Below are 12356 nucleotides of genomic sequence, written 5' to 3'. Positions count from 1 at the left end.
CTGGATTAATTCTCCGATCTCAATGTGTTGCTGTGGGTCGGGTAAGTAGGGACGCAAGCTCACGGACTCGAGCTGAGGCATCCGCTTTTGCGACCTTTCGCAGGAAGTCGATCTCCCCAGGCAGGTCCGTGCCTCCGAGAACCGGGACGGTCAGATCCCCGCGGAGTGGAGGTGCACCGCCTGCCTTGGCGTAGCGTGCTATACGCAACCAGCAGGCAGTGATGCGGGGGTCCATCTCGTCAGGAGGAGAGTTATCGAATTCCATATGGTCCTGAACATCGTCCAAAACGGCTTGAGGGATATAGGCGCGCAAGTCAAGAATGGCATCACGGATCTCGATCACTGTCCGGTAGAGGCGCAAGTCGAGCGGGTCAGAAAACCTCAGGAGGCCGAGGCCGCTTTGGTGAGTCTGCATCAAGCGGACGTCGGGTACTGATTCGACTAAGTCGCGCCAAAGTGGCCACAGCTGCCACAGGATGCGCACGCGCCTGAGTGCCAGAGTCGCCGCCGTCCCGAGGGGAACGCAGATCGCGCTCGCTCTCGAGAAGGCATAGCAGCCCATCAGAAGAGGAGTGACTGAAGGAATCCACGAAAGCCGAACCGCGATGTATGTGGTGTTGAATAGCCAGTAGAGCCCGGCGAAGACAGCGCCAAGACCGAAGAGCCGCAATCCGACACGTAGGGCGAGGTCCAGGCTCCCACGGCTGTACCACCAGCAGGCGGTTGCGCACACCGTGTTTGTGCCGAGGTTGACAATGATCAGAACCACCCAATATGCCGTGGAGGGTGCGGGATCGCCAACGGCAGGGACCGCGTGTGGCAGGTGCGGTGGTGCGGATAGGTCAAGCCAGGTGAGTGCGGCCATTATGAGAACAGCCAGACCGTACAATTGGTATGTGTAACGACCGCGAACCGCCCGGAGCACGAAGTCCAGCACGGCGGCCGAGGTAACAACGCCAAACAGATTGCGTGCCAAGGCGGTCAGGTGGGTAGGCCCAGTGGCTTGGTATATGAGATTGTTTACCCACTGCAGGTGGAACGATACTGCCGCTGCGGCGCCCAGAACTGCTAACCATAGGGGGCGTTGCTCGCTTGATCGCATAGCGGCCGGCGCTCGCAGTATCACCGCCAACCACATATAGGTGATGCCAACCGTCTCCAAGGCGACTCCGAAACTTCGGATTTCGCTGAATGTCACAGTCGGTGCCGCCTTTGGGTTATTCCCAGAGCCCCACCGAAAGCCCCGAGAGTTGGAGTTGGGGGTGCAGTCGTTCCCTCGTATAGTGTGGTGAGGATCAGGCTTGCCATCACCTCGGCTTCTTGCTCCTGGGTGTCGGAGTAGTTCGTGCGCTGCAACATGTCTCGGACGAGATCAGGACTCAGGTCCGGGAAAAGTAATCGAGCGGTCGTGTCGTCTAGAGGTGAACCGCTTCGGTGGTCACAGATGATGTGAGCGAGCTCATGCGCGATGATGTGTTCCTGATGGGGCCGCGTAGTGTTGGCTTCGAAGATGACGAAGTCGGCAGCGTCTGATGTAACCCAAAGGCCGCATGGTTGTGCGGCCCTCATAGCGATGGGAATCAGGTGGAGAGGGCGGCCGCGCAGCTCGCTTAGGCGAGCGCACAGCCCTGCAACGTCGGACGATGCAGTGAGCTTCAATGCCGTCAGGCGATCTTCACAGCTGCGGCGTAGGCGTGCAAGGCGGCGGTGTTGGCCGTCTCTCATGCGCAGCGACACTGGATGCGACTCCTCAGCGAGGGAAGTCCAAGGATTGCGACAGTGAGGAACGTCAATCTCTCTGCTGACCAAGCGGACTTCCGTACCTGGGTGGTGCGACCCTGAAGGCGGATCATGCCGTGCTTGTTCAGTAATCGGTTCCCCTTTTCTGTTGTTTTGAGCAAGTTGGTTAGCCGTGGTACAGGTTGCGTGCGTGGATCGTAACGAGTGCCGATCAAGAAATGATAAATGCCCTGCTGAACTGAGCTTCTTCGCCCCCATCGGAGGAAGTCGGCCCGCATCCGGCCTGCTCTCGTGAACGCTGACGAGGCCGGCGGGGTCCGTGACGGCCTGGCGGGGAGCGGGGTAACAGTCGGCCGAAGGGAGTTAGCCTGCCGCATGATCCGGTGCTGGCAGAAGGACTTTGAGAGCGCGCTTGCCGAAGTCGCTGCCGACGAGGCCGTGGTTGCGATCTGGCAAGTGGGCATGTATCAGTCCAGCCAGGACAGGACGTATTGCCAGCTCGGGCTGGTCTGGTCGGCTGCTCGCCTACTGACTGCCTGCGATCGGCCTACGGGCGCCTTGCCGGCCTTGATGGTGGGTCTGGGGGAGTTGCCCCCGGCAGCGCTGGTTGGGGTGATTGCTCCGGACGGGCCTAGCAATCGCCCGGCAGGTCTTGTCAGATGAGCGGTTCCTCTGTTGTCGCCGCATGAGCCTGTGAGTCTTTGTGTGACGACGGCCAGACAGGTTACGGAGGGCGCACGCATCTTCACTCCTGTACAGGGGGTAGACCCTGCAGCTTCCTCACCTGATCGAGCATGGCTGTAATGGCGTCAAGGCTGTCCTGCTGCAGACCCACAGCTCGCAGGGCGACCCCGCGGACACCTGCTTGGCTCAGCGCCTCCAGCCCCGCGAGCTGGGCGTTGACTCGATCTGCATGGTCGGGGTCCACGAAGTAGGCAGGTGAGACGCCGAAGAACTCTGCAAGCGCTGCCAGTAGTTCTTGTGAGGGGCGGGCGCGAGAGCCGTTTCGCAGCGCGGACAGGTAGGCGCCGCTGACGCGTACGTGAGGGTGCTTCTCCTTGACCTTGTCGGCAACCTCGCTGTTGGTCCACCGTCGTCCCTCGGGGTGACTGCCGACGAACAAGGCTTCCAGCCGCTTGGCAAGCGTCAACTCCTCCGGCGCACCGGTCATGCGTCCTCCTGTGGCTGGATCTGCCCCATCTGCCTCCGTTTGACGGACAGTTGAAGTCTACTACGACATCTCGACTACTGGTTGACGATCCCGTGCCGACATGGAAGCATCAACTCGCAGACGAGCCAAATCGCACACATCAACTGACAGTTGAGTTGATGGAGGCGTGAGGCTGAACGCTTCCTTGAAGTTGCCGGCCTGGAGGCAAAGGAGCCTGCGATGGGACTCTGGCTTTCCTGGCTGAGCGGCACTTTTCAAGGCGGCCGTGGGGATGGCAGAGCATCGCCACCCCATGGCCAGCAGGCTGAAGTTGGGGATCCGTGTCCGAGTATGGCGCTACGCGAGAGTGCTTCGCTCATGGAACGCGTAGGGCATGAGATAAGACCTGCTAAGTGCTTGCCCTGAATGTGCCCCGAGAAGTGCGGCCTCACTGTCCTTTGGCCACGGGGTATGCCGCTTCGAGTGGATTGGCCTTGCTGCCGCGAAAGATGTGCGCGATCGGTTTCTAGAGATGTTTCGCAGTGTTTCGCACATTTTCGAATGATGCCGGGCCGTGTTCGTGGCCGACGCAGCACGGGTCTCTTCTGTCGGCTGAACACCACTGGTCCATGTGCTATGCCCTTGGGAGAAGAATGAAAGCCGTGACAGATAGGAAGAGCCTCATACTTGGCTGCGCATCGACCGGCGCCAAGTTCACGCCAGGGAATCACCGTGCGACCGGAGACGTTTTGCTGGACCAGATCAGTGCCGGCGCTACCATCAAGAATTCACCGCTGTCACTGATTGCCGAAGCGGAAGCTCTCTACGGCATGGGATGCCGTTACTATCACTACCATGCGAGGAATCCAAAGACGCACGAGCAGTCCACCAGCAATGAGATTTACCAGCAGATAAGCCGTTCCCTGCAACAACGCTGCAACGAGATGCTGATCAGCTTCGGCGCGAGCCGAAACGGCCCTGAAGTGAGGGAAAGTATCAGGCGTTTCGGTGAGTGGGAACGCATCAGCCAGAGCAGCATTCCGCTGCACCTCGGTGGTGCGCACTTTGTCACTGCCCAGGCTGCCGTTGAGCTTCAGCTGATGTGTGAGGTGGAACGTCAGTACGGCGATCTGAGCCCTGACTTCATCGGCAGTGAGGGTTTCAGTGGGATCGTCGCGGAGTACCAGCCCTCTGACCGCCTCACCGAAACCAGCCTGGAAACCTACTCGACCCGCAATGGCGCCGACTACGGAAGGACTTCGCCTCTCATACAGTTCGAGGTCTACCGGAATACGATCCAGGCTCGGCAGCGACTTGGCCTCTTCCATGAGGTGGAATGGGTCCAGTTCCCGCGAAGCTACGCGTTGACCCGGTATGCGGTTGAGCATCCGCAGATCCGGCTCGGCGGCAGCGGTCAGCTGAACATCACGCTGCTGTTCGGGTTTTCCCCGCGCCTTCCCTTTCCGAAGAGCTACGCGGAGTTCAAGCAGGTGGTGGATGCCGCGCGAACGTTAGAGTACGACCTGGCCGATCCGGGGGTGAAGAAGCGTCATGTGACCGTATCGGTAGGCGCTGCGGTACTGCCGGAGCAGGCCGACGACCATGTCGCGCTGCTGGATGTGGGAAGCCGGCGTGAGCAGAAGGCCTGTGCACTTCGTCGGCTGGCGGCCTATGCGGCTCAGCCCGGCAGCGGAGTGGACGTGTTCCGGTTCGGGATGGAAGACACCCCATACGCGGTCGACACCCACGACGGGCCTGGCGGTCGGCTGCGCCTGGCCGGCAACCTCGAGCTTGCCGAGATGGTGCTCGACGAACTGGCTGCAAACGGCGCGAGGATCGAGACCGATCACGATGTGATCTTTGAGCGCATGGGGCTCAACTGGGTCAAGCAGAATCTCTTCTTCGAGCAGCGCCAGCGTCCGCTCGGCCAGCCTGTGGAGCTGTGGGAGGAAAGGGAGCTGCAGTCGGTGTGATGTCTCATCAATCCCGCCGGTCCGGACCGGCATCATCGGGAGGAGAGAACAATGCGCATCATTCAAGGGGTCTGTTTCGACCTTTTTTCGACATTGGTGCACAGGGCGCCGGGCAATCCATTCTTTCGTGACGTCGCCGACGATCTTGGCCTGGATCTGGAAGTCTGGAAGCCGGCCTACGACAAACTCCATGACGAGACGATGGCAGCGGTAGTTCCGGGCATCGTGGCGCGTATCCTGCTGTCGGCCAAGGCCACTGGGGTCGAGTGTTCCCGGGAGACGGTGGCGGCCGCGGTCAACCGCCACTTCGCCGGCATGGTGGCGAGCTTCGAGATCGACCCTCAGACCATTCCCCTGCTGTATCAGATCCGTGAACAGGGGCTGGGCGTGGCACTGGTGTCCAACGCGTCCGACCACGCTGAGTGGATTTTCGACTGTCTCGGTCTGCGGGAGTACTTCGACGTCAGCGTCTTCTCGCACCGGGTGAGGATGCTTAAGCCACAACCCGGGATCTACCTGCACGCGAGCGATCAGCTTGGAGTCTCCGCGCGTTCCTGTGCCTTTGTCGGCGACGGTCAGCACCACGAGCTGGCAGGTGCGCGAGGCGTTGGGATGGCGACCATCCTCATCGACCGGAACCTGCCCCACTCCGAATCGGCCCGGGCGGAGGCGGACTTGGTCCTTGATGACCTGGCCGGAGTCCCGGATGCCCTTGAAGCACTGAATGGTACGCGTACACCGATCCGGAAGCAGCTCTAGAAAGGAAACCCGAAATGGCCGTTGACCAGCTTCGCCTCATTGAAGGATGCTATGTAGCCGATTCCTCCGGCTGCCATCGGTACGACTTCTGGAACGAGCAGTTCCTCTTCGATGGAAGCCCCTACACCGGCTGGGGCTCGCCGAGCCGGAATGAGTCCCGCCCCGAGTACCTCGAAATCGATCTCGGTGACGTGCATGTACCGGTGAGGATTCGCCTGCAGCGACGTCCCGTTCCTGTGATCAAGACAGGGTTTCCGGTGGCTCTGCGCGTCATTGCCTATCCCGAGGGCGGCGGTGAGAAGACCGTGCTGATCGCGGAGAACATCGACGTGGAGGCCGGCGAGTGGTTCGAAGGCGACCTCGAGCCGCTGGAGACCAAGCGTATCCGCGTGGTGACCGGAGGGGTGGCCATCCGCCCAAGCGGCAAGTACTTCACCCAGATCATGCAGATGCAATTCCTCGAAGCGTAACCCGGCGAGCTCATCCAGAACCTGCAGTCACATCGGGAACAGTCCCCCTGTGAGAAAGGGAAGTTGATGGCTATTCGAGCTTTCGCGGTGCCTACGGAGCCGGTCTCCGACGCTGTGCCCCGCAAGTTGGGCCTGTGGGCCAGCGAGCGGATGCAGGCGGCCGCGTGGCGACTCAGCCCGGGCCAGGACATCTCCGCACGCATGCACCCGCAGGCCGACGGGATGTTCCTCATCCTCCAGGGCAGAGGCGAGTTCCAGGTGTTTGACAAGCAGGACCCCGAGGCAGCGGGAGCTTACGTGCCATCCTCGCACTACCCCTTGGACGCGCCCCCGAAGCGGCTGCTGCCCGAGCCGAGCCGCTCCCGCGTCGAGCCGGGCATGGTCTGCATGGCCCCGGCTGGGGTGTTCTACGGGCTGGTCAACACCGGCGACGAGCAACTGGTGGCCGTTGCCGTGACTGCCTCGGACACCAGCGGTACGGCCTGGACGGTCCGCTGACATGAACAGCATGAACGGGATGGACAGCCTCAACCTCACCACGGCCGACACCGCCCTCCTCCAGGACGGGACCGAGGACGATGCCTGGGTGATAGAGACGCTGCGACGTTATGAACCGGCCACCATGCACACCCAGCATCCAGTGGTGTGGGACCGAGCCAGCGGCAGTCACGTCTACAACCGGGAAGGCCGCGCGTGGCTGGATTGGACAAGCGGGATCCTCACGGCGAACGCCGGCCACGCGCGCCCCGAGGTCGTTGACGCGATCATCGGGCAGGCCCGACAGGGGCTGCTCCACGCATATATGTTCCCGACACGGGCGAGGGCCCGCACCGTACGTGCCCTGTCGGAACTCTCCGGCTTCCCGCAATCGGTCCTCTACACCACGGGTGCTGAGGCGGTCGAGGGCGCTCTGAAAATCTCCAGTCGCTATGCGGCCGCCCGCCGTCCCGGGCAGCCGCGCGACCGTAGGCCCGTCATCGTCACTTTCGAGGGCGCTTTCCACGGGCGCACTCTGGGCGCCCAGCTCTCCGGCGGGCTGTCGGCCCAGCGCGACTGGGCACCGGAGCTGGACGAGGTCTTTGTCCGCGTCCCCTATCCGGCGCTCGGCGAGGCATGGAGCGTGGAAATCATCGAGGCCGCGGTGCGGGAGACCGGCGCCCACCCTGAGGACGTGTCCTGTGTGATGGGCGAGATCTATCAGGGCTCCACCCTCCGCCGGATCGACCCGGAATCAGCGGCCACGCTGCGCCAGTGGTGTAGCGAGCACGGGGCTCTACTGATCTTCGACGAGATCCAGTCCGGCTTCGGCCGCACTGGTGCGCTCTTCGCCTATGAGCACGTCGATGTCCGCCCTGACCTGCTGCTGGTCGCCAAAGGCCTGTCCGGCTCCCTGCCGATCTCGGCAGTGCTGATCGGCGATGAGCGCTTCACCAAGGACGTACGTCCAGGTGAGCTGACCAGCACCCACAGCGGCAACCCGCTCTCTCTCGCCGCCGCGGAGGCTAACCTGGCGCTCTTCGCCGACGGAAAGCTCGTCGCCGAGGCGGCACAACGCGGCCGGCAGCTGGCTGATGGCCTCGCCAACTGGGTCGCCCGCCTCCCGCAACAACGCCGGATCATTGGCACGATGGGCATGATCGCCGGTGTCGCCTGCACCAGCGAGGACGGTTCGCTCGATTCGGAGACGTCCAAACGCATGGCCGCCGAATGTGTCGCCCGCGGTCTGCTGGTGTGCGTCCCGTCCACACTCGGCGGCGCCATGCTCAAGATCATGCCGCCGGTCACCACGACCGAGGCCGAGCTCGCCGAGGCATTGGTCCACTTCAACGCGGCCGCCGACGCCGTCCAACTCAGCTGATGCAACCCTCTATTCCACTGAGACTCCATGACGAAAGGGATGTGCGATCCCGTGGGTGCAACTGCCAAGCAGCCAGCTTTCATCATCTTCAGTGACCTGTCCAAGATCGGCCCGTCCTTGAACGAGCTGCGCAAGCGTGGGCTGGCGGTCCTGGCCATCTCGCAGCGGCAAGGCTCGGCCATGGTGCAGAGGGGCATTGAGCTTCTGGGCACGCCGGGCCACCCGTTCGCCGCCCTTGCCGAGGTCAGCCTGCGCGACGCCACTGACCTCAGCGGCATCGCCGACCAGGCATCGCGCTGGGCCCAGGAGTACGACGTGCACGGTGTACTCGTCAACGCAGAGGTCTATGTGGACGCCGGCCAGGTGGTCTCCGACATGCTCGGTCTGCCCGGTCCGGGCTGGCGAGCTTCCAAGGTTTGCCGCAATAAGCTCCTTCAGCGCCGCTATCTCAGGCAATGGAGCCCCACCTCGGTGCTCGTCACCGCCCCCTCGGAGGGCTTCGGGGGCCGCGAACGGGCAGCACAGCTGGCCAAAGAGTACGACGGCCCCTTCCCGGTGGCGGTCAAGCCTTTGGACCGTGAGTCCAGCATCGGGGTGCGCGTGGTGGAGGATGTACCGGCGCTCGTCGACGTCGTCGCCGCCCTTGATCCCGGCAGCCGTCTGCTGGTCGAGGAGCGGGTGAAGGGACGCGAGTACAACGTCGACACCCTCATCAGCAACGGGAAGCCGATCGTCACGCTCCTCACGCAGAAGGGCACCAACGAGGATTCGACCGAGTATTTCGTTGAGTTGATTCACACCACGCCGCCGGACAATCTGGATGAGCGTGAGACAGAGCTGATCGTCCAGGCGCAGCTGGGCGTGGTGGGTCGGCTCGCTTTCGAGAACGGGTACGCGCACTCGGAGTACCGCATCACCGACGATGGCCGGGTGGTGCTGATGGAGATCGCCGCACGTGCCCCCGGCGACGGATGTCTTCACCTGTTCCACCTGTCGACCGGCAGGCCGATCGAGCCGGTGATCATCGACATCGCCCTGGGCCTGCCCACCGAGTACCCGCCGGTGTTCCAGCGCCGTGGCCGGCAGGTCTACTTCGAGCACACGCCAGGCATCTTGCGGGACGTCCAGGTCGACGGCTTGGAGGGGATCACACCGCGATGGCTGGCGGACACCACCGGCATCTGGCCCGAGCTGGCCGCAGTCGACGCGGACGCGCCGGCGACGGTGCACGAGGTGTTCGTGATCAAGCCCCGCGGCTTCGAGCTCGAGTGCATCACCGAGTCCTCGAACCGGGCCGTCACGGCCATCTTCGATGTGCCGATTGACGGTGACATCGGTGCCGAGGAAGCGCGGGTTCGCAAGGCCGTCACGATCGAGACCGAGCCGACTGTCGGCTGACCATCCCGCCCGGGGGCCGGCGTGCCAGGGTTGCACCCTGTGCCACCACGCTTTGTGACTGCGCTTGTGGGGGCCCTGACGCGCTGTGCCTCGGCACGCCGCCCCAGCACCTCGGGATCGGGGGCGGGCACAGTGCCCGCCCCCACGTTATCCCGGAGGCCGCGTGACCCCGATACCCCCCCGGGCAACGGGCGGCACTTCTGAGGGAGACAGGAATACCGTTATGACACATGCCAAAGACCTCTACGGATGGCAGTGGTTGATCGATGCTGCCGAACTGACGAGATTCACTGTCGAGGCACTGCGTGCCGCGGGCGCGGGACGACGCGAGGCCGAGGTGACGGCGCAGGTCCTGGTCGCCGCGGACCTGGGCGGGGTCGAGAGCCACGGTGTCGCCCGCCTGCGGCGCTATGTCGAAGGATTGCACAGCGGTAGCATCAACCGGCACGCCGTGCCCGAGATCGTTGCCGACAACGGCAGTGTGTGCGTCCTGGACGCCCAGAACGGGCTGGGGCAGCCGGCGCTGTGCACGGCCGTGGACCTCGCCGCCGATCGGGCACGCCAGTTCGGCACCTCCGCGGTGATGGTCCGCCGCTCCAACCACATGGGCATCGCCGGGTGGTTCGCCGAACGCGCGGCCCGGGCCGGAACGCTGGCGATGGTCTCCACCAACGCCGTTCCTCAGGTGGCCCCGATGGGCACCAACGAGCCCATGTTCGGCACCAACCCGTTCTGCTACGCCGTGCCCACCCCTCAGGGCACCCTCTGCTTCGACGGCGCCACCAGCACCGTCTCCCGCGGCAAGCTGGAACAACTGGACCGCCTCGGAGAGCCGATGCTGACCGGCTGGGCGCTCGGGCCTGACGGCCGGCCCACCACCGGCGTCCCGGAAACCGTCCAGGGCCTCATCCATCGCAAAGGCTATGCACTGCTTCCGCTTGGCGGCGGCGACAAAGACCACGGCGGACACAAGGGATCGGCACTTTCCCTCTTCATCGAGCTGCTCTGCGGGCCGCTGGCCGGCGCACAGTGGAGCCGCCATACGTACCAGGGCGGCGAAGGCGGACTGGGCCACTTCGTGTTCTGCCTCAGTTTGGAGGCGCTCGGCGATCCCGACATCATCCGCGCCGGAGTCGGCCAGCTGGCCCACGAGGTGAGGGATGGCAACCCCGTTGACCCTGAGGCGCCGGTCCGCATTCCCGGTGACAGGCGCCACCGGCTCAGTGAGCAGCGCAATGCCGAGGGAATCCCGGTCTTGGAATCCGTGGTGGCCGATCTTGACGCCATCGCCGAGTTCATCGGCGTCACCCCTGTCTCCGCCATGACCTGCGACATATGACGCCGCAGCAGGAGCGGTGACCACGCACCACTGCAGCGCGTCCACCCATCCCCCTTAGGAGGACACTCCATGAATTACGAGCGGCTTGACCACACTGTTCTGACCGTCAACGACATCGATGCCACCGTCGACTTCTACAGTCGAGTGCTGGGCATGGAGATCGTCACGTTCAGCATGCTCGTCAACGACCGCAAAGCCCTCCGATTCGGCAACACCAAGATCAACCTGCATGAGGTCGGCAAGGAGATCGCCCCGCACGCCCAGAACCCCGGCCCGGGTACCGAGCACTTGTGCTTCATCGTTGCGGACTCCATCGAGGAGGTCATCGCACACCTGCAGTCAGAGGGTGCTGTGGTCGAGTCCGGCCCCGTCGAGCGGGTCGGAGTGCTGGGCCCGATCAACAGCGTCTACGTCCGTGACCCGGATGGGAATCTGCTCGAACTCAGCAACCACATCGAGCGTTGACACGCCGGCGGACACCGCATTCCCGGCGCGCGAGGCTCATTGCACACCGCGCGCTGGCCCGCCCTTCATCCCGGCATGGTGACCGGGACTCCACGGAGGCCCGGCATGCCACCCCATCACCCGAACGTCGCGTTCTATGACGGCCCCGTCGACTCCTACCACCGGATGGACGACGACCGGTGGGCGTTTGCCCCCAGCACGCCGAGGCCCTGGCCGATCTGGTGGCCTCGGAAGACATCGCGCCGCTGGCCGGAGCCCTGGACGTCATCTGCGGCATCGGCACCCAAGCCCTGCCGCTGACCGTCAAGGGCTACCAGATCACCGGACCGGATCCCAGCGAACGCGCCGTCGCCCGCGCCCGCCGCGAGGCTGCGGCCCGCGGTCTGGACGCCGATCGGTCACCAGCGACGTCCGGACGACTGCGCCGCAAGGCGGTGGTGCCGTCCGGCGCAGCCACGCGAGGGCCGGACACCGGCTGCGCGGGAGGTCTGCGCATAGGCAGATCTTGCCGGAATACGCGACGTACGACGCACATGACGCACGGCTAAGGAGAGCTGGCCCATGGATCCTGCACCACGCCGCCGTCGCGCGCCGGGCTCCGGGGTGGGCCGGGCGCCGTCACGCGGTCGGCGCCCGCGGGCGGTGTTGCTGAGGCTGCTGAGGGCTCTCTTCGTCCTCGCGGTGCTCTCCGCTCTGGCTGTGCATCTGTGCGACCTGCTGCTGTGACGGGCCAGCGCTGACTGCATCCGGCCGAAACCAACGATCACTTCGCCATTGCCGCACGGCGGAACCCCTCATGGAGAGCAGATGTGGAACCTGACCATGGACATAGGCGCCGGACCACCGTCGCCCGAGGAAGGCAGCCACTCCTCCCAGGGGCTGCTCCGGCCGCGAGCGCATGCGGTGGTCGTCGGGGGCGGCATCGTCGGGCTCGCCGTCGCACGCGAGCTGATCGCTCGCGGCTCACACGTCACGCTCTGTGAGAAGGAGGACCGCTGGGGTGCGCATCAGACCGGCCGTAACTCGCAGGTCGCGCACGCTGGCGTCTACTACCGCCCTGGTTCGGGGAAGGCGCGTCTGACGGTCGCGGGCAACCGGTCCATCGCCGCTTCTCTGGGGCTGCGTCCTGTTGCCCTGACAGCCAGTTAGGCATCGGTGCAGCTCAACGCCGGTGTGGAAGAGCGTAGTCAGTGCAACAGCTGTG

At 64.3% G+C, this 12356-nt stretch carries 13 protein-coding genes; 11 read left to right on the top strand and 2 right to left on the bottom strand.

Annotated elements, in window-relative coordinates:
- Positions 1-19: 19 nt before the first annotated feature.
- Together IF61_RS36025 and IF61_RS0126135 are read right to left on the bottom strand one after the other, a co-directional pair.
- Positions 20-1138, bottom strand: coding sequence for an MAB_1171c family putative transporter (locus IF61_RS36025; protein ID WP_342668024.1), 1119 nt, complete (start codon positions 1136-1138; stop codon positions 20-22).
- A 1347-nt stretch (positions 1139-2485) separates the two neighbouring features.
- Positions 2486-2911: a helix-turn-helix domain-containing protein gene (locus IF61_RS0126135; protein WP_030368984.1), complete on the bottom strand. Its 426-nt coding sequence runs from the start codon at positions 2909-2911 to the stop codon at positions 2486-2488.
- A 641-nt stretch (positions 2912-3552) separates the two neighbouring features.
- Here IF61_RS0126135 and IF61_RS0126130 point away from each other — a divergent pair.
- The 11 genes from IF61_RS0126130 (at position 3553) to IF61_RS37625 (ending at position 12301) form a co-directional block, all read left to right on the top strand.
- Complete coding sequence (locus tag IF61_RS0126130; protein ID WP_169748849.1) at positions 3553-4863, top strand: 3-keto-5-aminohexanoate cleavage protein; 1311 nt, start codon at positions 3553-3555, stop codon at positions 4861-4863.
- Positions 4864-4914: 51 nt separating this feature from the next.
- Positions 4915-5622, top strand: a complete 708-nt coding sequence (locus IF61_RS0126125; RefSeq protein WP_030368982.1) for an HAD family hydrolase — start codon at positions 4915-4917, stop codon at positions 5620-5622.
- A gap of 14 nt (positions 5623-5636) precedes the next feature.
- The gene (locus tag IF61_RS0126120) at positions 5637-6092 is read left to right on the top strand and encodes a discoidin/SUN/FTP domain-containing protein (RefSeq protein ID WP_052393048.1); all 456 of its coding nucleotides are present in this window, start codon (positions 5637-5639) and stop codon (positions 6090-6092) included.
- Between the two features lie 66 nt (positions 6093-6158).
- The gene (locus IF61_RS0126115) at positions 6159-6590 is read left to right on the top strand and encodes a cupin domain-containing protein (RefSeq protein ID WP_030368980.1); all 432 of its coding nucleotides are present in this window, start codon (positions 6159-6161) and stop codon (positions 6588-6590) included.
- A 1-nt stretch (position 6591) separates the two neighbouring features.
- The gene (locus tag IF61_RS0126110) at positions 6592-7950 is read left to right on the top strand and encodes an aminotransferase class III-fold pyridoxal phosphate-dependent enzyme (protein WP_052393047.1); all 1359 of its coding nucleotides are present in this window, start codon (positions 6592-6594) and stop codon (positions 7948-7950) included.
- Positions 7951-7977: 27 nt separating this feature from the next.
- Positions 7978-9348 carry an ATP-grasp domain-containing protein gene (locus IF61_RS0126105; protein WP_052393046.1) on the top strand — a complete coding sequence of 457 codons (1371 nt, stop codon included), beginning with the start codon at positions 7978-7980 and terminating at the stop codon, positions 9346-9348.
- Positions 9349-9571: 223 nt separating this feature from the next.
- Positions 9572-10687: an Ldh family oxidoreductase gene (locus tag IF61_RS0126100; protein WP_052393045.1), complete on the top strand. Its 1116-nt coding sequence runs from the start codon at positions 9572-9574 to the stop codon at positions 10685-10687.
- A 69-nt stretch (positions 10688-10756) separates the two neighbouring features.
- On the top strand, positions 10757-11152 hold the full coding sequence (locus tag IF61_RS0126095; RefSeq protein ID WP_030368976.1) for a VOC family protein: 396 nt from the start codon (positions 10757-10759) through the stop codon (positions 11150-11152).
- A 179-nt stretch (positions 11153-11331) separates the two neighbouring features.
- Positions 11332-11700 (top strand): hypothetical protein, encoded by a 369-nt coding sequence (locus IF61_RS37630; protein WP_157848674.1) that lies wholly within the window; start codon positions 11332-11334, stop codon positions 11698-11700.
- Positions 11701-11713: 13 nt separating this feature from the next.
- Positions 11714-11878, top strand: a complete 165-nt coding sequence (locus tag IF61_RS36385) for a hypothetical protein (RefSeq protein WP_169748848.1) — start codon at positions 11714-11716, stop codon at positions 11876-11878.
- An 81-nt stretch (positions 11879-11959) separates the two neighbouring features.
- On the top strand, positions 11960-12301 hold the full coding sequence (locus IF61_RS37625) for an FAD-dependent oxidoreductase (protein ID WP_030368975.1): 342 nt from the start codon (positions 11960-11962) through the stop codon (positions 12299-12301).
- The last annotated feature ends 55 nt before the right edge of the window (positions 12302-12356 follow it).

Source organism: Streptomyces roseoverticillatus (assembly GCF_000719265.1).
Lineage (GTDB): Bacteria > Actinomycetota > Actinomycetes > Streptomycetales > Streptomycetaceae > Streptomyces > Streptomyces roseoverticillatus.
The sequence above is the reverse complement of the archived record's forward strand: the minus strand, read 5'-3'. Positions and strand labels throughout refer to the sequence as shown.